The organism is Pseudactinotalea sp. Z1739, assembly GCF_049725055.1.
Lineage (GTDB): Bacteria > Actinomycetota > Actinomycetes > Actinomycetales > Beutenbergiaceae > CALKWS01.
Genome location: NZ_JBMPQA010000011.1, coordinates 1 through 25,335 on the forward strand (window position 1 = coordinate 1; position 25,335 = coordinate 25,335).

At 70.0% G+C, this 25,335-nt stretch carries 21 protein-coding genes; 11 read left to right on the forward strand and 10 right to left on the reverse strand.

Annotated features, from left to right (window positions below; all coding sequences use genetic code 11):
* Nucleotides 1-19: 19 nt before the first annotated feature.
* Together ACO0LV_RS14015 and ACO0LV_RS14020 are read right to left on the reverse strand one after the other, a co-directional pair.
* Entirely contained in the window at nt 20-1,651 is a 1,632-nt protein-coding gene (locus ACO0LV_RS14015) for an IS1634 family transposase (RefSeq protein ID WP_424788534.1), read from the reverse strand.
* Between the two features lie 355 nt (nt 1,652-2,006).
* Nucleotides 2,007-2,849 carry a MerR family transcriptional regulator gene (locus ACO0LV_RS14020; protein WP_424788535.1) on the reverse strand — a complete coding sequence of 281 codons (843 nt, stop codon included), beginning with the start codon at nt 2,847-2,849 and terminating at the stop codon, nt 2,007-2,009.
* Nucleotides 2,850-3,010: 161 nt separating this feature from the next.
* Here ACO0LV_RS14020 and ACO0LV_RS14025 point away from each other — a divergent pair, with 161 nt between their 5' ends.
* Nucleotides 3,011-3,559, forward strand: a complete 549-nt coding sequence (locus ACO0LV_RS14025) for a DoxX family protein (RefSeq protein WP_424788536.1) — start codon at nt 3,011-3,013, stop codon at nt 3,557-3,559.
* 74 nt (nt 3,560-3,633) lie between these two features.
* On the opposite strand, the gene ACO0LV_RS14030 is transcribed toward ACO0LV_RS14025, so the two are convergent.
* Nucleotides 3,634-4,881 carry a glycerate kinase gene (locus tag ACO0LV_RS14030; RefSeq protein ID WP_424788537.1) on the reverse strand — a complete coding sequence of 416 codons (1,248 nt, stop codon included), beginning with the start codon at nt 4,879-4,881 and terminating at the stop codon, nt 3,634-3,636.
* A 99-nt stretch (nt 4,882-4,980) separates the two neighbouring features.
* Here ACO0LV_RS14030 and ACO0LV_RS14035 point away from each other — a divergent pair, with 99 nt between their 5' ends.
* The gene (locus ACO0LV_RS14035) at nt 4,981-6,174 is read left to right on the forward strand and encodes a Gfo/Idh/MocA family protein (RefSeq protein WP_424788538.1); all 1,194 of its coding nucleotides are present in this window, start codon (nt 4,981-4,983) and stop codon (nt 6,172-6,174) included.
* Nucleotides 6,175-6,333: 159 nt separating this feature from the next.
* Nucleotides 6,334-6,984: a response regulator gene (locus ACO0LV_RS14040; RefSeq protein ID WP_424788539.1), complete on the forward strand. Its 651-nt coding sequence runs from the start codon at nt 6,334-6,336 to the stop codon at nt 6,982-6,984.
* Nucleotides 6,985-7,003: 19 nt separating this feature from the next.
* Here the strand turns inward: ACO0LV_RS14040 and gatB are convergent, their stop codons facing one another.
* Genes gatB through gatC form a run of 3 tightly spaced genes read right to left on the reverse strand, consistent with a single transcriptional unit; the run spans nt 7,004 to nt 10,328 of the window.
* On the reverse strand, nt 7,004-8,518 hold the full coding sequence (gene gatB / locus ACO0LV_RS14045) for an Asp-tRNA(Asn)/Glu-tRNA(Gln) amidotransferase subunit GatB (protein WP_424788540.1): 1,515 nt from the start codon (nt 8,516-8,518) through the stop codon (nt 7,004-7,006).
* On the reverse strand, nt 8,515-10,032 hold the full coding sequence (gene gatA, locus ACO0LV_RS14050; RefSeq protein WP_424788541.1) for an Asp-tRNA(Asn)/Glu-tRNA(Gln) amidotransferase subunit GatA: 1,518 nt from the start codon (nt 10,030-10,032) through the stop codon (nt 8,515-8,517). The genes gatB and gatA overlap by 4 nt, the downstream gene beginning before the upstream one ends.
* A complete protein-coding gene (gatC, locus tag ACO0LV_RS14055) occupies nt 10,029-10,328 on the reverse strand; it encodes an Asp-tRNA(Asn)/Glu-tRNA(Gln) amidotransferase subunit GatC (RefSeq protein WP_424788542.1) in 300 nt (99 codons plus the stop codon). The genes gatA and gatC overlap by 4 nt, the downstream gene beginning before the upstream one ends.
* Nucleotides 10,329-10,384: 56 nt before the next feature.
* Here gatC and ACO0LV_RS14060 point away from each other — a divergent pair, with 56 nt between their 5' ends.
* The 5 genes from ACO0LV_RS14060 to ACO0LV_RS14080 all read left to right on the forward strand — a co-directional run bounded on the left by ACO0LV_RS14060 (nt 10,385) and on the right by ACO0LV_RS14080 (nt 17,180).
* A complete protein-coding gene (locus ACO0LV_RS14060) occupies nt 10,385-10,921 on the forward strand; it encodes a hypothetical protein (protein ID WP_424788543.1) in 537 nt (178 codons plus the stop codon).
* A 74-nt stretch (nt 10,922-10,995) separates the two neighbouring features.
* Nucleotides 10,996-11,979: an RNA polymerase subunit sigma-70 gene (locus ACO0LV_RS14065; protein ID WP_424788544.1), complete on the forward strand. Its 984-nt coding sequence runs from the start codon at nt 10,996-10,998 to the stop codon at nt 11,977-11,979.
* 215 nt (nt 11,980-12,194) lie between these two features.
* Nucleotides 12,195-12,917 (forward strand): maleylpyruvate isomerase family mycothiol-dependent enzyme, encoded by a 723-nt coding sequence (locus tag ACO0LV_RS14070; protein ID WP_424788545.1) that lies wholly within the window; start codon nt 12,195-12,197, stop codon nt 12,915-12,917.
* Nucleotides 12,914-13,333 (forward strand): VOC family protein, encoded by a 420-nt coding sequence (locus ACO0LV_RS14075; RefSeq protein WP_424788546.1) that lies wholly within the window; start codon nt 12,914-12,916, stop codon nt 13,331-13,333. Before ACO0LV_RS14070 ends, ACO0LV_RS14075 begins: the two co-directional genes overlap by 4 nt.
* A gap of 277 nt (nt 13,334-13,610) precedes the next feature.
* A complete protein-coding gene (locus ACO0LV_RS14080) occupies nt 13,611-17,180 on the forward strand; it encodes a hydantoinase B/oxoprolinase family protein (RefSeq protein ID WP_424788547.1) in 3,570 nt (1,189 codons plus the stop codon).
* Nucleotides 17,181-17,266: 86 nt separating this feature from the next.
* Here the strand turns inward: ACO0LV_RS14080 and ACO0LV_RS14085 are convergent, their stop codons facing one another.
* Both ACO0LV_RS14085 and ligA read right to left on the reverse strand, forming a co-directional pair.
* Nucleotides 17,267-17,704, reverse strand: a complete 438-nt coding sequence (locus tag ACO0LV_RS14085; RefSeq protein WP_424788548.1) for a pilus assembly protein CpaE — start codon at nt 17,702-17,704, stop codon at nt 17,267-17,269.
* A gap of 53 nt (nt 17,705-17,757) precedes the next feature.
* The gene (gene ligA, locus ACO0LV_RS14090; protein WP_424788549.1) at nt 17,758-19,926 is read right to left on the reverse strand and encodes an NAD-dependent DNA ligase LigA; all 2,169 of its coding nucleotides are present in this window, start codon (nt 19,924-19,926) and stop codon (nt 17,758-17,760) included.
* 55 nt (nt 19,927-19,981) lie between these two features.
* On the opposite strand from ligA, the gene ACO0LV_RS14095 reads away from it, so the two are divergent.
* Both ACO0LV_RS14095 and ACO0LV_RS14100 read left to right on the forward strand, forming a co-directional pair.
* On the forward strand, nt 19,982-20,416 hold the full coding sequence (locus ACO0LV_RS14095; protein WP_424788550.1) for a hypothetical protein: 435 nt from the start codon (nt 19,982-19,984) through the stop codon (nt 20,414-20,416).
* 7 nt (nt 20,417-20,423) lie between these two features.
* Nucleotides 20,424-21,026: a hypothetical protein gene (locus ACO0LV_RS14100; protein ID WP_424788551.1), complete on the forward strand. Its 603-nt coding sequence runs from the start codon at nt 20,424-20,426 to the stop codon at nt 21,024-21,026.
* Between the two features lie 15 nt (nt 21,027-21,041).
* Here ACO0LV_RS14100 and mnmA read toward each other — a convergent pair whose 3' ends face one another.
* Together mnmA and ACO0LV_RS14110 are read right to left on the reverse strand one after the other, a co-directional pair.
* Nucleotides 21,042-22,172 (reverse strand): tRNA 2-thiouridine(34) synthase MnmA, encoded by a 1,131-nt coding sequence (mnmA, locus tag ACO0LV_RS14105; protein ID WP_424788552.1) that lies wholly within the window; start codon nt 22,170-22,172, stop codon nt 21,042-21,044.
* Complete coding sequence (locus ACO0LV_RS14110) at nt 22,172-23,371, reverse strand: cysteine desulfurase family protein (protein WP_424788553.1); 1,200 nt, start codon at nt 23,369-23,371, stop codon at nt 22,172-22,174. Before ACO0LV_RS14110 ends, mnmA begins: the two co-directional genes overlap by 1 nt.
* Nucleotides 23,372-23,492: 121 nt before the next feature.
* Between ACO0LV_RS14110 and ACO0LV_RS14115 the strand changes: the two genes are divergently transcribed.
* Nucleotides 23,493-25,325 carry a PQQ-binding-like beta-propeller repeat protein gene (locus ACO0LV_RS14115; protein WP_424788554.1) on the forward strand — a complete coding sequence of 611 codons (1,833 nt, stop codon included), beginning with the start codon at nt 23,493-23,495 and terminating at the stop codon, nt 25,323-25,325.
* The last annotated feature ends 10 nt before the right edge of the window (nt 25,326-25,335 follow it).

Consider the following 25,335-nt stretch of genomic DNA (forward strand, 5'->3'; position numbering starts at 1 on the left):
CCCGAGTTGCACATTTGCCTTAGTGTCCCGGTTTTTCGGTGATCTGGTTGATGATTTCGGCGGTTTCCGGGGGGATGTAAGCGGGGAGTTTGTGGGTCTGTCCGCCGGCGCGGATGAGCGCGGCGCGGATTGGGCGCAGAGTGGTGATGATCTTCTTCAGCGATAGCCCGGTGGCGGCTTGCATGTAGCGGGCCAGGGCCAGGGCGGTGAAGACGATGGTCAGGTGGGCCTCGATCGAATCGCGGGTTCGGTGGAAGATCGGCCTGGCGCGCAGGTCGCTTTTGCTCATCCGGAAGGAGGCCTCGACCTGCCATAGGTCGTGGTAACTGGCGATGACCTCACCGGCAGGCATCATGGTGGCGGGGATGTTGGTCTGATAGCCCTTCAGCCCGACCAGACGCCTGGCGCGGTCCAAGGCGGCGACATCGAGTTCCCGGCCGGCTTTGGTGGTGGTAATGAATCGGGCGTTCTTCGGGCGGACTTCACCGTTGATGATCGCCAGCGCCCGGTTCTCTTGGGTGGTGATGGTCTTGGTATCCCGGGTGGCGCGTCTACGTGAGTACTGCCAGATCGCCCGCCAGGCCTTGGGATGTTTCACCGGGTCCCACACCGGTTCGGCCTTCTTGGCGGTGTCGTGTTTCCTGGGCCCGCCGCTGCGGGGAGTGATCGTATCGATCACCTGCCCGTCATCGAAGGCATCCCCGTGCCAGTGGAAGTGGCGGGCCAGGTCTCCGGGGGCCTTGGTGGTCCGGGAGCCGACGATGAACCGCATCTTCGCCTCATCCAACGCCTCCAGGTTGGCCTGGGACAGCATCCCGGCATCGGCCACGATGACCATGTCCTCGATGTTGTGCCGGTCCTGGAACTGCTCGATGATGGGCAACAGGGTGTGGGTCTCGGCGTGATTTCCTTCAAAGCAGCCGATCTCCAGCGGGAACCCGCCCCGGTCGACCAGCAATCCGACCACGATCTGGGGATCGATCCGACGTTCCTTCGAGTAGCCGACTTTGCGCAAGTCGTCCTCGTGCTCGGCCTCGAAATACAGCGTGGTGACGTCGTAGAGAATTAGGGAAATATCACCGTGGCTGGTCGCGTGGGCGAAGCACTTCTGGGCAATCTGGGACCGGTAGTCCTCGGCGTTGATCCGCTTCAAACACGCGCCGATCGTGTTGCGGTGCGGGGCATCAACGCCCAGTTCCTCCAGGATCCCGATGGTGGCCAACTTCGAAGCCGGCTCGATCAACCGGGCCAGCACCAACTGGGCGAAGACCTCATCATCGACCACATCGAAACCCAGGCACCCATAAGCGCTGCGCAGCGTTGTCCACAGCACATCGGAGACCGTCCCCACCGTCTGGGCTCCACCCGCCCCCGCGCCCTGGGCGCCCTGCCCCGGGGCGTCGAACAACTCCCCTTGGGCCTTGGGCTCACCCAGCAACTCAGCGGCAGGCGGCGGGTCGACGATCCCCAGGTCCAGCACCGGCTGATACTGCCGCAAGATGCCCTGCGCCTGTTCCAGCAGCACCGCCATCTCCGCTTGGGTGTGCGCCGAACCCACGTGCTTCAAGACCTCCAGCCGCCCGCGGCGCTTTTGCACCACCTGAACCGCCGTCGCCCCCGAACCGGTGCGAACCTTACGCACGAACGCCATCCGATTAGTATCCCGAAAACCATCCCCACCCGAGCAAAAGCCCAGATCACAGCACCGCAACACCCATTGCTAGCAACCTACTGTGCAACTCGGGGGACCGGGCGCAACCCGGGCCCGCTGCTGGATGCGCTGATCCTGCCTGTGATGTTCCTGATCCTGTTCGTCTACCTCTTCGGAGGTGCCGTCGCCGGCTCGACCCGGGAATACCTGCAGTACGTCCTGCCCGGAATCCTGTGTTCGGTACCGACATGACGGCACCGATGGAGACGATGCCACTGAGGATGGGCCTAGTCCCGGTCGCCGCTGCCGTGCTGCTGAGGATGCTGGGCCCCGGGGGCAGGCGTCGGGCGGCGGATCATTCGGCGCCGGGCGCTACGACTTCCTGGGCAAGTTCCAGTTGCACCTGCACCACCCAGTCGGACTGGTCGGTGCCGTCAGCCTCCAAGTACACCTCACGCCAGGTGCACGGGCCCAGCACACTCCGTTCGCCGGCCCATCGGCCCAGTTCGGCATACGTCGCCCCGATCTCGGACATCTCCCCCACGTGCAGCAGGGTGGCCACCGTGGCCGGCGGCACCTCGACGACCTCCAGTCCGGCCAGCACGGCCGCTCCGGCCGCCGCCTCGTCCGGCCCGATCTCGAACCCCGTTGCCAGGTGCACCCCGCCGGCCCGGTGCGGGTAGTACCCCACCGGCTTGATCCGGTCGATCCCTGCTTCGTCGCCGAGGTCCGAAGCGCGGGTGAACAGGGGCTCGATCAGCGCCCCAGCCGAGCGGCGATCGGGACCGGGGTGCTCATCGGTCACGGCGGCCAGGTGCATGGCGGCCGCCGTCGTGGTGGTGATCGTGGTGTTCATCGGTGGTTCCTCCTGGAGCAGGGCCAGCCTCGCCTCCACCCGCGCCAGCCGGTGCCGGTCGGCGCGGACCTGCCGATTCAGTTCGTCGCGACGCGCGGCCAACATGGTCCGCAAGCGCTGCAGGTCCATGCCGGCCTCCAACATCTCCCCCACCTGGGCCAGGGAGAACCCCAACGTCTTCAGGGCGAGCAGCCGGTGCAGCCGCGGTAGTTGCTCGGGCGCGTAGGTCCGGTGTCCGGTGCGGGCGTCGACGTGGGCAGGGGTGAGCAGCCCGATGTGGTCGTAGTGGCGCAGCATCCGAACCGATATCCGGCCGGCCCTGGCGAAGTCCGAAATGTTCATGGCAACTCCCACTCTGAACCCTCACACAGTGTCAGGTGCAAGTCCCGTGAGGTGTATCGAGGAATCCGGGACTTTCGGCCCGCGAGATCCGGCTGCCTATTCGGAATACTCGTTATCAGCGAGGTCCACCACACGGAACTCCCAACCAGAAGGAAAGTCCCATGACTACCACCGAAAAGGTACCGAACGTCCACCTCACCACCCAAGAGGACATCGTGACCCGGCCCGGCCTGCGCAAGGTGCTCGCCGTCAGCCGCATCGTCATTGGCTTCACATTCCTGTGGGCCTTCCTCGACAAACTCTTCGGGCTGAGTTATGCCACCCCGGCAGAACGCGCCTGGATCAATGGCGGCACACCGGCACAGGGATTCATCGGCGGAATCGAGAACTTCACCGGAGGATTCTTCTCCCTCTTCCAGAACCCCTTCGGTGACGTGCTGTTCATGCTCGGTCTGCTGGGCATCGGCGTGGCGATGATGGCCGGTGCCGGACTGCGTATCGCCGCCGTCACCGGAACGGCCCTGATGGTGTTCATGTGGCTGGCTACCTTCCCCGTTGCCGGGGCGGCGACCAACCCGATTCTGACTTCCCACTGGCACGAGGCGTTGCTGCTGATCATCGCAGCCCTCACCCTGTCCGGGGACACCTGGGGCCTGGGCAAGTGGTGGGCCAACAAGGGGTTCGTGCAAAAGAACTCCTGGCTCCGCTGACCCCGGTCACGGCCGGCCCGCACCAGCACCTGGTGCGGGCCGGTTCGTCTGTCTGCCCACCCGGTGCTCGGGGTTCACTGATCCAGGTCGGTCCACAGGTGGCGAGCCGCGATCCGGGCGGCGACCCGCTCCAGCAGTTCACCGGCCCGGGCCTTGCTGCGTTCCAGGTCCGGCTCGAGGTCACTGAGTGCGTAGACACCGCTGAACCCGGCCTGTTCGACCTCCTCCTCGGTCAACTCGTTCACTCCGGCGACGGCCACGCTGACCACCGCCGCGTCGGTAGCGGCCGCAGCCACACCCACGGGAGCCTTGCCGGCCAGCGACTGGCTGTCCAACTTGCCCTCACCGGTGACAACCAGGTCGGCCCCACGCACCTTGCGCTCGAACTCCACCAGTTCCAGTACCACCTCTACCCCGGGACGGCGCCGCGCCCCCAGCACCAGTGCGGCGAAGCCGGTGCCCCCGGCCGCGCCCGCCCCGGCAGCCTGCGCCGTTGCCCGGGCGTCCATACCCGCCTCTTCCAGCGCCTGCACCCAGCGGGTCAGGCCCGCCTGCAGCGCCGCCACCTGGTCCGGTCCGGCACCCTTCTGCGGGGCGTAGACCGCGGCCGCACCATTGGGTCCCAGCAACGGGTTGTCGACGTCGGCGGCCAGGGTGATCCCGACCTCGGCCAGGCGCGGGTGCAACCCGCTCAGGTCCACCCGGCGCAGATCCCGCAGCGCCGCACCGCCGGGCCCGGTGACCCCGTGCAGCCGGGCCCCCAGGGCCTGCAGCATCCCGGCGCCGCCATCGGTGGTGGCCGAGCCGCCCACCGCCAGCACCAACTCCTGCACCCCGGAGTCCAGGGCGTGGGCGATCAGCTCCCCCACCCCGATGGTGCTGCCCTGCTGGGCGGCGTCGGCATCGGCCGGGCTCAGGTGCAGCCCAGCGGCCTGCGCCAGTTCGATCACCGCCCGGCGTCCGTCGGTGGCGTACATCGCCTTGACCGGCTCGCCGAACGGTCCGCTCACCCGCACGCGCACAGGTTGCAGATTGGCTACCAGGACGGCACTCAGCGTGCCTTCCCCACCGTCGGCCATCGGCACCATCTGCACCTCCACGTCCTCCAGGGCCCGGTGCAGCCCGAGCGCGATGTGCTGGGCCACGTACTTGGCGTTCAGTGACCCCTTGAAGGTGTCCGGGGCCACCACGACCAGGGGCCCGGCCGGGTGGTCGGGTCCGATCGGAAGTTCGATGACACCCGCTCTTCGGTCGGGACTGTCCGGTGTCGGCGTACCGCCCGGCCGGGCCGAGTCCGCCGTGGTGAGGTCGAGGTGGGTCATCCGCCTATCCTGTCCTGTGGGACCCGCTGGGACCAGTGCATCGGCGGTGGCGACAGCCAGTCGGCGGTGATCGACCGGACAGAATCGACCGAGAGGGACGTGGCAGTGAAGATTGCGATCGTAGGTGCGGGACAGTTCGCCGGGAGTTTCGCTACCCTGTGGCAGCTCCACCCCGAGGTGAGCGAGGTGTACGTCACCGACGTGGTGGCCGAGCGCGCCGCCGAGTACCTGAGCAAATACGACCTGGCCGGCACTTTCGCCGACTTCGACGAGGTCCTGGCCTCCGATGTGGATGCAGTGGCGATCTTCACCCAGCGGTGGACGCACGGGCAGATGGCCCTGGCCGCCCTGCAGGCCGGCAAGCACGTGTACTCCTCGGTGCCGATGGCCATCGAGTCCTCCGAGATCGAGGCGATCGTCGCCGAGGTCGCCGGCGGCAACCGCATCTACATGATGGGTGAGACCAGCTACTACAACCCCGCGGTGTGGTGGGCCCGGGAGAAGATCGGCGCCGGTGAGATGGGGCGCGTCTTCTACTCCGAGGGCGACTATGTGCACGACATGGACAACGGCTTCTACGCCGCCTACCAGTTCAGCGGTGGTGAGAACTGGAAGCGCACCGCTTCCTTCCCCCCGATGCTCTACCCGACTCACGCCGTCGGGGGTGTGCTGGGCGCGCTGCCCACCTATGCCACCTCGGTCAGTTGCATCGGCGTGGTCGACGACCGTGACGACGGGGTGTTCGACAAGTCGGTGTCGATGTTCGACAACGACTTCTCCAACATGAGCGCACACTTCGAGTTGGCCGACGGCGGGGTGATGCGCACCAACGAGTTCCGCCGGGTGGGTCATCCCGCGCACGTGCACGAGTCCCGGTTCCGGTTCTATGGCACCGACGCGGTGATGGAGCAGACCTCCAACGGCGCTTCACTGTCGGACCGGAACATGATCGAGGACATCTCGCCGATGTTCCGCACCCACCAGGGCCAGGTCCCCGAGGGCGAACTGGAGGGTATCGATGAGGCACTGCGCCACTCCTTCTCCTCCGGTACCGCACCGGTACAGGACCGCAGCCGACTGCCCAAGGAGTTCGAGGGTGCCCCGAACGGCCACGAGGGCTCCCACCACTTCCTGGCCGACGACTTCGTCAAGGCCGTGCGCTCCGGCACCCACCCGCCGGTGAATGCCTGGACCGCCGCCCGGTTCACCCTGCCCGGGATCGCCGCGTGGGAGTCCGCTCGCAACGGTGGCGTACGGGTTCCGGTACTGGACCTGGGTGACGCCCCAGCCTGAGCGTGCCGGCCGGCCCGGTGCTCGCCGGCCGGCACATCCGGGCAGAGGATCGCCTGGACCACACCGGGCCCCGGACGACGGCTCCCTCACCGCCGGATGGCAGGAGACCGGCGATGGCCGTTGGCTGGTCCGGGCCGACCTTCCACTGACGGCGCCGTCATGACGATCCGGGTGCTTCTGGTCGATGACCACGCCGCGATCCGTTCTGGTCTGCGGTTGATGCTGTCCGCTGCCGAGGACATCGAGGTGGTGGGCGAGGCCGGGGACGGCGCGGCGGCGGTGGCCGATGCCCGCACGCTGCGCCCCCATGTGGTGCTGATGGATCTGCGGATGCCCGGAACCGACGGGGTCAGCACGACCGAGCAGATCACCTCCCAGGGTCTGGCCGAGGTGCTGGTGCTGACCACCTACGACCTGGACGAGTACGTCGACGGGGCGCTGCGGGCCGGTGCAGCCGGGTTCCTGCTGAAGTCGGTCGAGGCCCAGGCGCTGCTCGACGCGGTGCGACGGGTCGCCGCCGGGGAGGCGGTCCTGGCCCCGGAGGTCACCCGGCGCCTGCTCGAGGCATTCGTCGAGGCCCGCACCGCCCGGGATGCCGAGCCCGAACCTGCCTGGCTGGCCGAGTTGACGGAGCGGGAGCGGGACGTGCTGACGTGCCTGGGGCGAAGGATGTCGAACGCCGACATCTGCGCGACCCTGACGATCTCCACGGTGACCACCAAGACCCACGTGTCCCGGGTGCTGTCCAAGCTGGGCTGCACCTCCCGGACCCAGTCGGCGATCCTGGCCCGGGAGGCCGGGCTGGTGTAGGCCCGGGTGTGCGGGCTGGTCAGCCCCGCACGCGCTCCATCACCAGTTCGCGCACTCGCCCGGCGTCGGCCTGCCCCCGGGTGGCCTTCATCACCGCACCGATCACCGCACCGATCGGGCCCATGTTGCCCGACCGGATCTTCTCGGCGATGTCGGGCTGATCGGCCAGGGTGGCGTCGATGACCTCCAGCAGCGGGCCGTCCTCGGAGACCACCTCCAGACCGCGGTCGGTCAGCACCTGCTCCGGGTCACCCTCCCCGGCCAGGACTCCCTCGAGTACCTGGCGGGCGAGTTTGTCGTTGATCCGCCCGGCGTCGATCAACTGTTGCAGCTGGGCGATCTGCGCACTGGTGACATCCAGGTCGGCCAGTTCCACGCCGTCGTTCTTGGCCTTGCGCGCCAACTCGCCCATCCACCACTTCCGCGCCGCCGCCGGGGGCGCCCCGGCGGCCACGGTGCGCTCGATCAGGTCCACCGCGCCGGCGTTGATGGCATCGCGCATCTCCTCGTCGGCGAAACCCCACTCGAACTGCAACCGGCGACGACGCAGGGCTGGCAGTTCCGGCAGGCTCGCGGCGATCTCGGCGATCCACTCCCGCGACGGGGCCACCGGCACCAGGTCCGGCTCGGGGAAGTAGCGGTAATCCTCCGCATCGGACTTGATCCGCCCCGAGGAGGTGGTTCCGGAGTCCTCGTGAAAGTGGCGGGTCTCCTGCACCACCGTGCCGCCACCGGCCAGCACCGCACCCTGACGGGAGACCTCGTAGCGCACCGCCCGTTCGATGGAACGGAAGGAGTTGACGTTCTTGGTCTCGGTGCGGGTACCCAGGGGCGCATCGGCGTCGGCGCGCAACGAGAGGTTCACGTCGGCGCGCACGTTTCCCCGCTCCATCCGGGCCTCCGAGACGCCCAGCGCCACGAAGATGTCCCGCAGCATGCGCACGTAGGCGCTGGCCACCTCGGGTGCGCGGTCACCGACGCCGGTGATGGGCCGGGTGACGATCTCCACCAACGGGATGCCGGCCCGGTTGTAGTCCACCAGGGAGTGGGTCGCGCCATGGATCCGCCCGGTCGCCCCGCCCACATGGGTGTTCTTCCCGGCGTCCTCCTCCATGTGCGCCCGTTCGATCTCCACGCGCACCACGGTGCCGTCGGCCAGTTCCACATCCAGGTAGCCGTCATAGGCGATCGGCATGTCGGACTGGGACGTCTGGAAGTTCTTCGGGATGTCGGGATAGAAGTAGTTCTTCCGGTCGAACCAGCACACTTCGGCGATCGTGCAGTTCAGCGCCAGTCCGATCTTGATCGCATACTCCACCGCCTTGCGATTCAGTGCGGGCAACGCCCCGGGCAGGCCGGCCGAGACCGGCGTGATCGCGGTGTTCGGCTCCGCGCCGAAGTGGGCCGGGGCGCCGTCGAACATCTTCGAGGCGGTGCCCAGCTCCACGTGCACCTCGATGCCAAGCACCGGGTCGAAGCGGCCGGTGGCGTCGTCGTAGTCCAGCAGGTCCTGGGTGCTGATGTCGGAGCTCATGCGCCGGCCTCCACGGAACGGATTCGATCGATCAACGGGCCACCCCACGCGCTGAGCTGGTGGGCCTCCAGAGCCGCACCGACCCGGTACAGGCTGGCGTCGGCCCGGGCCGGGGCGAGAATCTGGAACCCGGCCGGCAGGTCGTCCTCGGCCAATCCGGAGGGCAGCGACATGGCCGGGATGCCGGCCAGGTTCGCCGGGATGGTCGCGACGTCGTTGAGGTACATCGCCATCGGATCGTCCACCTTCTCACCCAGCCGGAACGCCGTGGTCGGCGTGGTCGGGGAGACCAGCACGTCCACCTGCTCGAACGCGGCGGCGAAGTCTCGTTGAATCAGGGTGCGCACCTTCTGGGCGCTGCCGTAGTAGGCGTCGTAGTGCCCGGCGGAGAGCGCGTAGGTGCCCAGGATGATCCGTCGCTTGGCCTCCGCGCCGAACCCGGCACCCCGCGTGGCTGCCATCACCCGCTCGGCGGTGACGGGCCCCTCGGACGGTTCCACCCGCAGGCCGTAACGCATCCCGTCGAAGCGGGCCAGGTTGGAGGAGGCCTCCGAGGGCAGGATCAGGTAGTAGGCCGCCAGCGCCGCATCGAAGTGGGGGCAGGAGACCTCCACGACCTCCGCCCCGGCGGCCACCAGGAGGTCCAGGGACTCGGTGAACCGGTCCCGCACACCCTGGTGGTACCCCTCGCCGCCCAGTTCACGCACCACGCCGACGCGCAGGCCGGTCAGGTCCGCGTTCGCGGCGCCCGCACGGGCTGCGTCGGCGTAGGGCTGCGCGGGCTCGGGCAAGGAGGTGGCGTCGAGCGGGTCGTGCCCGGCGATCACATCGTGCAGCAGCGCCGCGTCCAGGACGGTTCGTGCGCACGGCCCGGCCTGGTCCAGGCTGGAGGCCAGCGCGACCAGTCCGTACCGGGACACCGAGCCGTAGGTGGGCTTGACCCCCACGGTGCCGGTGACGGCGGCGGGCTGGCGGATCGAACCACCGGTGTCGGTGCCGACGGCGAGTGGAGCCTGGAAGGCGGCGACCGCCGCGGCCGAACCGCCGCCGGACCCGCCGGGAATGCGGCTGGTGTCCCACGGGTTGCGGGTGGGCCCGAATGCGGAGTGCTCGGTGGAGGAGCCCATGGCGAACTCGTCCATGTTCGTCTTGCCCAGGATCGGCATCCCGGCGGCACGCAGTTTCTGCACGATCGTGGCGTCGTAGGGCGGCACCCAGCCCTGCAGCATTCGCGACCCCGCGGTGGTGACCTGTCCCCTGGTGACCACCAGGTCCTTGACGGCGACCGGCACCCCGGCCAGTTCCGGAAGGTCCTCACCGCGCCCGCGGCGGGCGTCCACATCGGCGGCGGCGGCGAGCGCCTCGTCGGTGTTGACGTTCAGGAACGCGTGGATCTCCTCCTCCACCGCCGCGATCCGGTCCAGGTGCGCCTGGGTGGCCTCGACGCTGGAAATCTCCCCAGCGCCCAGACGGTGGGCAAGGTCCGCCGCGGTCAGTCCGAACACCTCGCTCATGCGTCCTCTCCCAGGATCTGCGGGACGGCGAACATCTGGTTCTCCTGCGCCGGCGCCTGGGACAGCACCTCATCGGGGTCGAGGGTCTGGGTGATCTCGTCCTCACGGAACACGTTCGTCAGCGGGATCGGGTGGCTGGTGACCGGGACGTCGTCGCCGGCCACGGACGACACCTTGGCCACCGCCTGCACGATCACGTCGAGCTCACCAGCCAGGCGGTCGGTCTCGGCGTCGGTCAGGTCGATCCGGGCGAGCGCGGCAAGGCGCGCCACCTCGGCGGTATTGAGGGTGGACATGGTCGCGAGTCTACCGAGCATCGGGGGTGCTCCCGTGCGCGGCTACCCTGGTGCGGATGAGTCACCCCAACACCCCCGACGACGGCGAGCCGCGCCTCTCCCCCGATCCCACCGAGCCCGGTGGTCGTCCCGCGGAGCCCGGTGGTCGTCCCGCGGAGCCCGGTGGTCGCCCCGCGGAGCCCGGTGGGGCTGCTGGGTCCGGTGGGGCTGCTGGGTCCGGTGGGGCTGCTGGGTCCGGTGGGGCTGCTGGCAGTGCCGAGGATGCCGGTCTCACACCGGAGACCACAGGTACCGACTCGGAGACCACCGAGGCGCCGGTCACCTTCACCGAGCGCCACCGGGTGCCGGTGGGCGCGGCGGCGGTCCTGGCGTGCCTGGCCGTCGCGGCGTTCTTCGCCGTGTCCGGGCCGGCCGGCGCTGAGCGCCCGGGTGCGTTGGGCACCGCCCTGCGCTGGGGCACACCGGCGATCTGGGTGCTGCTGGCCGCGGTCGCCGTCGCCTGGACCATGCGGGTACGCCGCGAGATCGTCAACCGGATGGGATTCGTGGTCCTGGGGGCCTACCTGCTCTACCTGATCGTCCGGGCGCTCTGAGCCCACCCGCCGCTACCCGCCGCTACCCGCCGCTACTATCGGTGCCACCAGCCACAGCGGAGGACGACGCCACGATGACGAAGGTCGACACAGTCACGGTGGCCGACGTGGAAGCCCTGCGGGCACCGCTCACCGGCTATTGCTACCGCCTGCTGGGTGCGGCCGCGGACACCGACGACGCGGTCCAGGAGACGATCATCCGCGCCAGCACCCGGCTGGGGACGTTCGATCCGCGCCGGGCCCGGCTGACCACCTGGGTACACCGGATCGCCACCAATATCTGCCTGGACATGCTCCGGTCCGCTGCACGCCGCGCCCTGCCGGTGGACCTGAGCCCGGGGTCGGCCGGTGCGGCGGCCTTCGACGCCCCGTTGCCCGCGGAACGGTTCGTCGAGCCGATGCCCGATGCCCGGGTCGTGGAGGCGACCGACCCGGGCCAGGTGGTCGAGCGGCGCGAGACGGTCCGGCTGGCTTATATCGCTGCGCTGCAACACCTGACGCCCCGCCAACGTGCCGTCCTGGTGCTTCGCGACGTCCTGGGCTTCTCGGCCGCGGAGACCGCGGTGATCCTGCAGGTCACGACCGCTGCCGCGAACAGTGCCCTGCAGCGGGCCCGGGCCGGCCTCGCCGCCGCTGCGCCGCAGCCCGCCGAGATCACCGACCCTGCCGATCCGGCGCAGCAGCAACTGGTGCAGGCCTTCATCGCCGCCTTCGAGGGCCACGACGTCGAGTCGATGATCCAGGTGCTGCACGCCGACGCAGTCCAGACCATGCCCCCGTTGGCCTGGCAGGTGGCGGGCGGAGCGCAGATCGCCCACATGATCTGCACCAGTGACGCCTGCGCCCGGGACCGGATGCTGCCGATCGCGATCAACGGCTCGATCGGCGTCGGCCAGTACCGGCCCGATGAGACCGGGGTGCTGCGCCCGTTCGCGCTGGTGCTGCTGGAGAGCACCGGCGGGAAGGTCACCGAGATGGTGACCTTCCTGGGCACCGAGGGGCGGTTTGCCGAGTTCGGCCTGCCGCACGTCCTCGAGCCGTCCGCGGCGGGGCGGTAGAGCACAGCGCCCTTCCACCACGTACCGACTCTGCCGGGGGGCGAGGGGTCTGTGGTGGCTGGCTTGGGACTGGCGCTCGCGTCGGCCGGCGCGCGTGCCCGGCGGCGAAGGGCGGTAGGAACGACCGGAGCGTGGGGCCGGGCGCGATGAGTTCGCCGGGTCTGGTTCGTACAAGCAGTGACCGTACGCACCCGACTTAGCCGAGGAGACCAACCATGACCACCGAGGACCTGACCGCTCACACCCACGCCGAGCGGGAGCGTCTCGCAGACGTCCTGTCCTCGCTGTCCGAGGAGCAGTGGGCCGCACCCTCCCTGTGCGTGGGCTGGCGGATCCGGGAGGTGGTGGCGCACATCACGATGCCCTACCGGATCGGCGCCGCCACGTTCTTCCTCGGGCTGGCCCGATCGCGGTTCAACTTCGACCGCTACGCCGACCGGGCCGCACGGGCCGACACCGCCCGGCTCACGGACGCCGAACTGCTCGAGAGTCTGCGTGCCAACACCCACCATCCCTGGCGGCCGCCGCGCGGCGGGCAACTCGGCGCCCTGAGCCATGACGTGATCCACGGCCTGGACATCACCGAACCGCTCCGGCTGCCGTCCTGCCCGCCGGAGCGGATCGCGCTGGTGCTGCGCCAGACCGGTTCCCAGAACCTGGGCTACTTCGGCGTGGACCTGGCGGGCCGGCAGCTCATCGCCAGCGACGCCCGGGCCAGCCTCGGCGAGGGCACCCCCACCTATCTGCCGGCCAAGGAGATCCTGCTGATAGCCACCGGCCGGCATCCGCTGCCCGCCCCGGGTGCCTCCGACGCCGACCAGGACGGTCAGGCCGGCGCGCACCGAACAGACCAACCGGGTCACCGCGACGAGCGCCGTCCCGACCGCGCCGGTCCAGTTGAACCCCACGCAGCCACCGACCTTCAGGAGCCCTCATGACCACCACATCTGCGCCGTCAGCCGTCCTCATCGCCCTGCCCATCGCCGATCGGCCGGCGACCATGGCGTTCTACGCCCGGGCCTTCGGCTGGCAGCCACTGGGAGAACCGGACCAGGACGGTGTCCCCGAGCCGCTGCAGTACTCCCTGGATGAGCGCACGAGGCTGATGTTCATCCCGACCGGCGGCTTCGGGTGGGTACTCCCCGGCCGTGACATCGCCTCTGCAGGCGTGAGTGAGTGCCTGCTCGGCCTGACCCTGCCCGGGCGCCGGGACGTCATCGAGGTCATCGACGCGATGCGTGTCGCCGGCGGGGACGTGCTGGCAGAACCGGCCCAGCAGGCGTGGGGTTTCACCGGTGTGGCCACCGACCCCGACGGCCACGCCTGGCAGATCCTCAGCGACCCGGAAGGGTAGTGCGTCGCCTCTCATCGGATCGCTGGGGCGTAGGAAGCCTGACCGAGGTCGACGGCGATGAGGTCACCGGGTCGGTCACGGTCACGAACGGCCCGACCTCCCTGCTCGACAACGGCACCGGGCGGTTCGTCGAACGAGATGAGGCCGCGGGCCGGATTGTGATCACTGCCCGAAGAACGTCGCACCTGAGCGCACGTGCACACGCCGACACCCCGGGGGCCACCCCGCCCCGCCCGCGCTACGGTGAACCGGGAGATCGCACGACCCGGGAGGCGCGATGGGCTGGCAGTTCTGGATCGACCGCGGTGGGACGTTCACCGACGTGGTGGCCCGCGACAGCCACGGCGAGTTGCACACCCACAAACTGCTCTCGGAGGACCCCGAACGCTACGACGACGCCGCCGTGGAGGCGATCGGCCGCCTGCTGCCCACCGGCGAACGGATCGATGCGGTCAAGATGGGCACCACCATCGCCACCAACGCGTTGCTGGAACGCCGCGGCGAGCCCACCGTGCTGGTGATCACCGCCGGGTTCGCCGACGCGTTGCGCATCGGCTACCAGGACCGGCCCCGCATCTTCGACCGACAGATCGTGCTGGCCGAGCTCCTGCACACCCACACGATCGAGGCCGACGAACGCCTGGGCGCCGATGGCCAGGTGCTGCGGCCGCTCCGGGCCGAGGCGCTGCGAGACGAACTCGCAGCCGCGCGCGCTGAGGGTTACCGGGCGGTGGCGATCGCATTCCTGCACTCCTACCGCGAGCCCGTCCACGAGCAGCAGGCCGCACAGATCGCCCGCGAGGTGGGCTTCACCCAGGTCTCGACCTCGGCGGAGGTCAGCCCGCTGATGAAACTCATCTCCCGGGCCGACACATGCGTGGTGGACGCCTACCTGTCCCCGTTGATCGACCGGTACATCGCCGGGGTGCAGGACCAGTTGCCCGGCACCGAGTTGTCGTTCATGCAGTCCAGCGGCGGCCTGGCCCCCGCGGAGGCGTTCCGCGGCAAGGACGCCATCCTGTCCGGGCCGGCCGGCGGGATCGTGGGGATGGCCCGCACCTCCCAGGCGGCGGGGTTCGACAAGGTGATCGGCTTCGACATGGGCGGCACCTCCACGGATGTGTCGCACTTCGCCGGTCAGTACGAGCGCCAGTTCGAGACACAGGTGGCCGGGGTGCGGATGCGCGCACCGATGATGTCCATCCACACCGTGGCCGCCGGCGGCGGATCGATCCTGCACTTCGACGGCTCCCGCTACCGGGTGGGGCCGGACTCTGCCGGCGCCCGGCCCGGGCCGGCCAGTTACCGGGCCGGGGGCCCGCTGACCCTGACCGATGCGAACGTGATGCTCGGACGCATCCACGCCGAGTTCTTCCCCCGGGTGTTCGGGGACGGGACCCAGCCGCTGGACACCGAGATCGTGGCCACCACGTTCGCCGAGTTGGCCGCCCGGATCGACGACGGGCGCTCCCCCGAGCAGGTCGCGGCAGGTTTTCGCCAGATCGGGGTGGCGAACATGGCCAACGCCATCAAGAAGATCTCCATCCAGCGCGGCTACGACACGTCCGACTACACCCTGAGCACGTTCGGTGGCGCCGGTGGCCAGCATGCCTGCGCGGTGGCTGATGAACTGGGGATCACCCGTGTGCTCATCCATCCCCTGGCCGGGGTGCTGTCCGCCTACGGGATGGGCCTGGCCGACCTGACGGCGATGCGCGAGCGCAGCATCGAAGCGCCCCTGGCCGCGGACCTGAGCGAGCACCTGGAACAGCTCGCGGGCGAGTTGGCCACGGAGGCCGCCGCGGAACTGGGTGCCGGGGCCGACGAGGTGCACGCGCGCGCCCACCTGCGCTACGCCGGTACCGACACCTCCCTGCAGGTGCCGCTGGGGCAGGCCGATCAGATGCTCGCCGACTTCGAGGCCGCCTACCGCAGGCGTTTTTCGTTCCTGATGTCGGACAAGGAGGTGATCGTCGAGGCCGTCTCGGTGGAGGCCGTGGTCTCCTCCGGCATCGAACTCACCGAGGATGAGGACGTCGACGGCGACCCCGCGAACGGCGACAGCGCCACCACCGGTGCGCCGGTCGAGGCGCGCGCTCAGGTGCCCATGTTCATCACCGACGCCTGGCAGCAGGTGCCGCTGTACGAGCGCGCGGACCTGCCGACCGGCCAGGTGGTCAACGGCCCGGCCATCATCGCCGAGGACACCTCGACCACCGTCGTCGAGGCCGGTTGGTCGGCGCGGGCCACCTCCTCGGGCAACCTGCTGCTGCGCGCCGTACGCGACGCCGATGAGGTCCGGGTGAGCACCGAACGCGACCCGGTGCGCCTGGAGATCTTCAACAACCTGTTCATGTCGATCGCCGAGCAGATGGGAGTGCGCCTGCGCGGCACCGCCCAATCGGTGAACATCAAGGAACGGCTGGACTTCTCCTGTGCGATCTTCGATGCGCAGGGGAACCTGATCGCCAACGCCCCGCACATCCCGGTGCATCTGGGTTCGATGGGCGAGAGCATCCGGATGGTGATGCGCCGCAATGCCGGCACCATCGGTCCCGGGCAGGTGTTCGCGCTGAACGATCCGTACAACGGGGGCACCCACCTGCCCGATGTGACCGTGGTGACCCCGGTGTTCATCGGCCAGGACCTGCAGTTCTTCGTCGCCTCCCGGGGCCACCACGCCGAGATCGGCGGGATCACGCCCGGTTCGATGCCGGCATTCAGCCGCCATCTCGACGAGGAGGGGGTGGTGATCGACAACTGGCTACTGGTCTCCGACGGCCGGATGCGGGAGGCCGAGACCATCGATCTGCTCACCTCCGGTCCCCACCCCAGCCGCAACCCCCGGGCGAACCTGGCGGATCTGCGTGCGCAGGTCGCGGCCAACGAACGCGGTGTGGCCGAACTACGGGCCATGGTCGGCACGTTCGGCCCGGAGGTGGTGCAGGCCTACATGGGCCACGTCCGTGACAACGCCGCCGAGGCGGTGCGCCGGGTGATCGACGCCCTGGACGCGGGCAGCTACTCCTACGAGATGGACAGCGGCGCCGTCATCGACGTGCGGATCACGCCCGATCCTGCGCACCGCACCGCCACGATCGACTTCACCGGGACCAGCGAGCAACTGGAGTCCAACTTCAACGCCCCCTCAGCGGTGGCCAAGGCCGCGGTGCTGTACGTGTTCCGCACCCTGGTCGACGATGAGATACCGCTGAACGACGGCTGCCTGGAACCGTTGGAGATCATCATCCCCGAAGGGTCCATGCTCGCCCCCACCTACCCGGCGGCGGTGGTGGCGGGGAACGTGGAGACCTCCCAGGCCATTACCGGCGCGCTGTACGCCGCCCTGGGGGTTCAGGCCGAGGGAGCGGGGACGATGAACAACGTGACCTTCGGCAACGACGAGCACCAGTACTACGAGACGTTGTCCTCCGGCTCCGGTGCCGGAGACGGTTTCGACGGCACCGACGTGGTGCAGACCCATATGACCAACTCCTGGCTCACCGACCCCGAGGTGCTGGAATGGCGGCTGCCGGTGCGCGTCGATGCCTACCAGATCCGGCGCGGAAGCGGCGGGGCCGGCCGGTTCCGCGGCGGCGACGGCGGACGACGGCGGCTGCAGTTCACCCAGGACGTCACCGTCACGGTGCTCAGCGGACACCGTCGGATCCCCCCGTACGGGATGGCCGGCGGGCTGCCCGGGGCCCTGGGCCGGCACTGGGTGGAGCATCCCGACGGGTCCACCACCGAGATGGCCGGGTGTGATTCGGTGGACGCTTCCGCCGGGGACACCTTCGTCATCGAAACGCCCGGCGGCGGTGGCTATGGCTCGCCCGCCCGGGAGTGACCGGGCCGCCCGGGGATGAACGGGCCGCCCGGGAGTGACCGGGCCGCCCGGGGATGAACGGACCGGCCAGGGATGAGCGGGCCGGGTCAGGCCGGTTCGACGGCGTGGCGCACCAGGTCCAGTAGCCCCTGCCCGTAGGCCTCGGCGGGTGTGCGGCCGGTGTAGGTGGCCTCGGCGCCGTCATGGGAGCGGGTGGTCAATTCGTAGTCGTCGCCGACGCGTTCCAAGCGCACGAAGGCCCCGCCGAGCCGGTCGCGCAACTGGTCCTCTCGGGGCAACCACAGCGCATCCTCCTTGGCCACGCTGTCCAGTGCCCATTCCGTGGTGCCGTTGAACCGCAGCACGGTGCCGGTGTCGAACTCGCGGGCCTCGATCACCATGTGGGAGAGGATGAACACGTCCTCGGCCAGGGCCTGAGCGCGGATCCGGAAGTGGTCGCCGGCCTCGGGGTGCCAGACCAGCCCGGCATCCTGCAGTTGCTGCGCCAGGGAGTCACTGATCAGTTCCTGCTGGGGACGAGACATATCTCCTCCCTACCCCACTCCGGCGGGATCCGCTACCGCCCCGTCAACGCGCGTCACCCCCCGGGGTCCGGTTCGATGAGGTCGGCGACCGCCTCCGGCCCGCCGGCCAGCAACGCCTCGAATCCCGCCTCGTCCAGGATGGGCCGGCCCAGTTCGCGGGCCTTGGCTTCCTTGGACCCGGCACCGGGACCGACGACGACGAAGTCGGTCTTCTTCGACACCGACCCCGCTGCCCGGCCGCCCCGGCTCACGATGGCCTCCTTGGCCCCGTCCCGGGTGAAGTGCTCCATCGACCCGGTCACCACCACCGTGAGGCCCTCGAGGGTGCGTGTGACCGACTCGTCGCGCTCATCGGCCATCACCACCCCGGCAGCGGACCACCGGTCCACGATCGCCACATGCCAGTCGTGGCTGAACCACTCCACCAGTGCCTCGGCGATGGTCGGGCCCACTCCCTCCACCGCAGCCAGTTCCTCCACGCCCGCGGCCCGGATCGCGTCCAGGGAGCCGAAGTGGGCCGCCAGCGCCCGGGCCGCCGTGGGGCCCACGTGCCGGATCGACAGCGCCACCAGCACCCGCCACAGCGGTGCCGTCTTGGCCTGCTGCAGGTTGGCCAACAACTTCTCCCCCGAGGCCGACAGGACGCGCCCAGCCAGCACCGCCTCCTCGGGATCGGTCTTCTTCGCCGTGCGGGTGTACAGGGGCACCGTACGTAGTTTCTCCGGGGTCAGGTCGAACAGATCCGCTTCATCGTGGAGCACCTCGGAGGTCAGCAACGCACCGGCGCCCTCCCAGCCGAGCGCCTCGATGTCGAATGCGCCCCGCCCGGCTAGCGCGAACAGCCGCTCACGCAACTGCGCCGGGCAGGTCCGCGCGTTCGGGCACCGAATGTCCACGTCGCCTTCCTTGGCCGGTGCCAGTTCGGTGCCGCACGCCGGACAGTGGGAGGGCATCACGAACTCACGCTCGGTGCCGTCGCGCAGCGCCACCACCGGTCCGAGGATCTCCGGAATCACGTCCCCGGCCTTGCGCAGCACCACGGTGTCGCCGATCAGCACGCCTTTGCGGCGCACCTCACTGGCATTGTGCAGGGTGGCCATCTCCACCGTGGAACCGGCCACCAGGACCGGTTCCATCACGCCGTAGGGCGTGACCCGGCCGGTGCGACCCACGTTCACCCGGATGTCCAGCAACGTGGTGTTGACCTCCTCCGGTGGGTACTTGTAGGCGATCGCCCACCGTGGCGCCCGGGAGGTGGACCCGAGCCGGCGCTGGGCGTCGATCAGGTCCACCTTGATCACCACGCCGTCGATCTCGTGAGCGACCTCGTCGCGGTGCTGGCCGTAGTAGGCGATCATCTCGCGCAGTTCAGCCAGGTCCGGTGCGACCTGGTTGCGCTCGGAGGTGGGCACCCCCCAGGAGCGCAGCAGGTCGTAGACCTGGGACTGTCGCGTCAGGTCGGCCGGGCGCTGCCCGCCCCAGGTCAGCGCACCGATCCCGTGGGCGTACAGACCCAGCGGCCGGGATGCAGTGACCCTCGGGTCCTTCTGCCGCAATGACCCGGCTGCGGCGTTGCGGGGGTTGGCGAACGGGGCCTTGCCGGCCTCGACCTGAGCGGCGTTGAGTTCGGCGAACTTCTCCTGGGGCAGGAACACCTCGCCCCGAACCTCGATCAGGTCGGGCACCGGGCGCTCCTCCGTGGCGGTGAGCACGTGCGGCAGGCCCTCGATGGTGCGCACGTTCAGCGTGACATCCTCACCGGTGCGTCCATCGCCGCGGGTGACCGCTCGCACCAGCCGGCCCTCTTCGTACACCACCGAGACGGCCAGGCCGTCGATCTTGAGTTCCCCCAGCAGCGGGACGGCATCGGTCTCCAGTTCGCGCAGCACCCGCTCCCACCACGCCTGGAGTTCCTCGTCGGTGAAGGCGTTGTCCAGCGACATCATCTGCTCCAGATGGTCCACCGCGGTGAACTCGGTGGAGAACGTCCCGCCGACCTGTTGCGTGGGTGAGTCCGGGTTGCGCAACTCCGGGTGAGCCGCCTCCAGTTCCTGCAGGTCCCGCAGCAACTCATCGAAGCGGGCATCGGACATGATCGGGGCGTCACGCACGTAGTAGGCGAACTGGGCGTCGCGGATCTGTTCGGCGAGTTCGGTCCACCGTGCCCGGGAACCGGGGTCGCCCGAGGACAGATCGTCGGGAAGTGTCTGCTCGGCGTTCATCAACCCCCATTCTGTACCCAGTCGCCCACATCGGCCCATGTGGTGGGATAGGTCCGTGACGTACCCCGCACGCCGCGCACCCGAGCTGCGGACGCAGGCCCTGCCCGACCCTGCGCCGGCCGGGCCCACGGGTCCGGCTGTACCCCGGCCGCCGTCTCGTCGCCACCGCGGCCTCGGGATCCTTGCCGGCCTGGTCCAGTTCGCTCTGCTCGCCGGCCTCGTCTGGTCGGTATGGCGTTTCACCCCGGAGTTGGTGACGCGTGCCTCGGACGCGGTCGCGGCGTGTGAGGAGGCCGGCGGCGACCTGTCCTGCGTGACCAGCGAGCCGGTATGGCGACACATGTGGTGGCCGCTGGCGGCGGTGCTCGCCACGTTCAGCCTGTTCCGCGGCGCCCGGGTGGCCAATGCCCGCCGTGCCGGGGATGGCCTGGTGCTGAGCCTGCTCGCCATGGTCATCCTGGCCGGAACCCTGATCCGGGCGATGGGCTGAGGCCGCCATGACGATCTATGACCCCTACAGCGACCCGAACCGAGTCCCGACCACCGTGGACACCGGGCGACGCGGCCGTTCGGCCCGGGACCGGGCTGACCAGCACACACCCGCGACCCGCGTCATGACTCAGGTCGGTCCCGCAACCACCGAGCCCACGTCCGACCCCTACGCCTCGCACGTGGGCGGGCAGATCCTGGACCGGAACCGCCAGGACGAACCGGACTCACCGCGAGCGACCGACGAGCGCTACCCCTATGACGACCGCCCCCCGCACCGCTCGCCCGTGCTGACCGCTCTCGGCTCCTTCGTCTCCCTGAGCATCACTCCCCTCACCGTGATCCTGATGCTGCTGATCTGGCTGAACCAGCAGCTGTGTGCCGACGGACTGTCCACCATCGAATGCCCGGGCACCGAGGACACCGGGAGCGGACTGCTGGCCACCGCCATCACCGGGATGGCGGCGCTGGTGGTGAGCATGATCGGTGGCGGCCGCATCAAACGGACCCGGAACACCGCCGGGGTGGTGCTGGTGACACTGGCCGCGGGCGCGATGACGCTCCTGATCGCCTGGCTGCGGCAGAACCTCGGCGTGCCGTTCCCCTTCTGACAGGTCCGGGCGGGTTCAGCGGGCCGCCACCGGCGCCTGCTCGGAGAGTTGCTCGCGTGCGGCCCGGCCCGCGGCGCTGATGGTCGCCTGGCCCAGCACCCGGGTTCCGTCGTAGACCACCAACGACTGGCCCGGGGCGATCCCGCGCATCGGGTCGACCAAGGTCACGTGCACGTCGTCCTCGGTCCGCACCACGGACGCGTCGACCAGTTGGCCGTGCGCACGCAACTGCACCTGCGCCTCGAACGCCTCGGCCACCGGCGACTCGCCGGCGAACCAGACCACCTCACCGGCGGCGATGTGGTGCACGCTGAGCAATTCACTGGCGCCCACGACGACCTTGTTCGCCGCCGGGTCCACCTCCAGCACGTACCGGGGCCTGCCGTCGGGCGCCGGGCGGTTCAGACCCAGACCACGGCGTTGGCCCACGGTGTAGGCATAGGCACCGTCGTGCTCTCCGACCACCTGGCCGTCGGCGTCGACCACCTCACCGGGCCGCGAGCCCAGGCGATCGCGCAGGAAACCCTTGGTGTCGCCGTCGGCCACGAAACAGATGTCGTAGGAGTCCGGCTTCGCCGACACGCCCAGACCGCGGCGCTGCGCCTCCGCTCGCACCTCGTCCTTGGAGGCCACATCCCCCAGCGGGAACAGCGAACGGGCCAACCGCTCCGGGCCCATCACGGCCAGCACGTAGGACTGGTCCTTGGCCTCGTCCACCGCCCGATGCAACTCCAGATCGCCGCTGGTGCCCGTCACGATCCGGGCGTAGTGCCCGGTCGCCACGGCGTCGAACCCCAGCGCCATCCCGCGGTCGGCAAGCGCGGCGAACTTGATGTGCTCGTTGCAGCGCACGCACGGGTTCGGGGTGCGCCCCGCCTCGTACTCGGACAGGAAGTCGGCCACCACGGTGTCCTCGAACTCCTCCGACAGGTCCCAGACGTAGTACGGGATGCCGAGCACGTCGGCGGCGCGGCGGGCATCGGAGGCGTCCTCGATCGAACAACACCCGCGGGAGCCGGTGCGGTGCTGGGCCCGCGAGCGCGACAGCGCCATGTGCACCCCGACCACCTCGTGGCCGGCATCGACCGCACGGGCGGCCGCGACCGCCGAGTCCACCCCGCCGGACAGTGCTGCCAGAACTCTCATCAGGCCACCTCCATCTGGTCACCGCGTCTGGGGCTGTAGGCGGCCCGGGCTCGCCGGACCACCTCGGGCAGCGCCTCCAGCACGGCCTCGATATCTGCCGGGGTACTGGTGTGTCCCAGGGTCAGCCGAAGTCCGGAACGGGCGCCTGCCTCGTCCAGGCCCATCGCCTCCAGTACGTGCGAGGGCTGGTTCACCCCGGCCACGCACGCCGCCCCGGACGCGGCGGAGATCCCCGCCATGTCCAGACCGAACAGGACCGCCTCGGCATCGGTGTTCTCGATCGTCAGCAGCACGTGGGAGGCGAGCCGGTCCGGGCCGGGCTCCGGCCCCCGCAGCACTGCGCCCGGCACGGTGTCACGAACCCCGCCGATCAGTACGGTCGCCAGTGCCGAGAGCCGGGCATGCTCGATCTCACGCTCCTGCTCGGCCATCTCCATCGCACGCGCCAGGGCCACCGCCCCGGCCACCGGCACCGTGCCCGAGCGGACCGAACGTTCCTGTCCGCCACCGTGCAGCACCGGCGTCAACGGCACCTCGCGGCGCGCGAGCAGCGCCCCGATGCCGACCGGGGCCCCGAGCTTGTGTCCGGACAGGCTCAGCATGTCCAGGTCCGAAGCGGCGAAGTCCACGGGTACCCGGCCCACCGCCTGCACCGCATCGGAGTGCACCAGGATCCCGTGATCGCGCGCCAGGGCCGCGACCTCGCGGACCGGCTGGATCGTGCCGGTCTCGTTGTTCGCCCACATCAGCGAGACCAGCACCACCCGCTCACCGTGGCCGGCCAACAGATCGGTCAGTTCCTCGATGCGCACGCGCCCCTGCTCGTCCACCGGCGCCAGGTGCAGCGGCGCACCGTGGGTGTCGGCGAGCGCCTGGGCGGTCTCCAGCACCGCGTGATGCTCGACGGCGGAGGTCACCACCTCCCGGCGCTGCGGTTGGGCGGCACTGACCCCGAGCCAGGTGCCCGTCACGGCCAGGTTGTCGGCCTCGGTGCCGCCGGAGGTGAAGATCACCTCGGTGGGGTGGGCTCCCAGGAGGGCGGCTACCTGCTCGCGGGCCTCCTCCAGCATCCGCCGGGTGCGCCGCCCGTCGGCGTGCAGGGAGGAGGGGTTGCCGACCACGGCGCAGGCCTCGGCGTAGGTCTGCGCCACCTCCGGGCGCACCGGGGTGGTGGCCGCGTGGTCCAGATAGATCGTCACAACGTTCGAGTGTACGAAGCCGGTCGACCCGTTGCCCAGGGGCGGTGATCCAGCACACCCAGGAGCCGCACGGGGGCGGAGCGGTTAGTCTGTGCGGGGCAGGGCGTGGGAAGGGCGGAACGTGGGGCGTTGGTCGGACCGGCGCGCGGCCAAACGCGCGCGCAAGCAGTACCTGGCCGACTACTACGGTCAGGACGATGCCGGGCCCACCGGGCCTGCCAACCCCTACCGCAGCGCACTGCCACCGGAGTCCACCGCGGGCCGCACCAGCACGGCCGGCACCGGCCGTGGCTCCCGCCGCCGGGTCCGGCGCGCCCAGCGCAGGAAGCGCCCGCGCCATCAGGTCCCGGGGTGGGTGAACCAACCCGCCCGGCTCGATCCGGCCCTGGCCGGACGGCTGGCACGGGAGCAACGCCGGACCGAGGCCGGTTGGCCCACCGCCCGGCACACCCGGTTCGGCGCCTCGGCACGGGCCGGTGGCGCCGCCGCCCCGGCCTCTACCACGGCCGCCGCATCCACCTCCATCCCCTCCGGCCGCGACGGTGACCGATCCGGCCGCGGCCGCAACCGAGGTGGCCTTGCCCGGTCCGCAGCCACACCGCCTGGGTCCCGGCCCCGCCGGACGGGGCGATCCGGAGCGGTACCGAGGCGCCAGTGGATCCGCCCGGTCCTGGTTCTGGTCGCCGCGTGCGTGGTGATCCCTGTGGTGGCCGGGCTGCTCCTCGCTGCTCCCGGGGGCACTGACCTGTCCGAGCGCGTCGCGGCGGACTTCGAGGTGATCTGGGAGACGGAGGTGCCCGAGTTGGACCCGGACGGCGGCTACAGCTCGCTGGTGCCCGTGGACTCACCCGACCGGTATACCTCGGCCGGCACCGAGATCGTCACCACCGAGGACACGTGGGTCATGATGGTCGAGCAGGACACGTCCCGGGCGTTGCTGGGCCTGGATCCCCGGGACGGGTCGGTGCGGTGGCGCCAGGACCTCGACCGGTCCCACTGCAGCGCGCGCACCGGCCCGGACGGCACGGTGGTGTGCCTATCCCAGGAGGCCCCCGGCGGTTCGGCCTGGACCGGGCACGTGCTCGACGCCGCCAGCGGCGACGAACTGACCTCCTGGCAGGCACCGCTCACCGGGGCGTGGGGGGTGCACCTGACCGATGCCGGCCTGCTGGTGCTGGCCGAGTCGGACGCCCGGACCTACGACCGCCTCACCCTGCTCGACGTGACCGACGGCACCGAGGCCTGGGCGGTCGACCTGCTCGACATCGACGACGCGGAGTCGATGTTCTACGAGCGCGAGGTCGATGACGTCGAGCACACCATCATGAGCACCCGGCAGTGGCAGGACGAGGGCGAGCACGCGACACTGTCCGCCTCGACCACGGCGTTGTTCGTCGACACCGGCACCGGAGATGTCACACCCCGGCACTGCTATCCGATCCTCCTCACCGAGGACGCCCTGGGGTGCGACTCGTACCGGCACATGGTGATGTACCACCTCGACGGTACCGAGCGTTGGTCCTCGGCGCGGGTAGACCTGGCCCTACCGGCGTACCGGGGCGAGCACGTGCTGATCAACATCGCCGGTGAGTCGCTGCACCACACCGACTGGGACAGCGGCTACGTGGGAGCGTCGGTGCAGCGGGTGGAGCGTGGTTCGATCGCCACCGGCACACAGGCCGACCCCTTCCTGATGAGTGACCACGAGTTGCTCAGCCTGGCCCCCGACGGTTCCCAGGTGCGCTGGAGCGAGGAGATCCGCGGGATGAACTCGATCACCACGGTGCTGGTGACCGATGAGGTGGCCATCGTCAACGCCTTCAGCGCGATGGGCCTGGACCTGACCACCGGGGAGCAGTTGTGGACGCGCTACGGCCGCGGCAACCTGCACCTGGCAGGCGACGCGCTCATCGCCACCAACAGCAGTTCTGTGGCCCTGCTGGAGATCCCCTGACCTACGATCG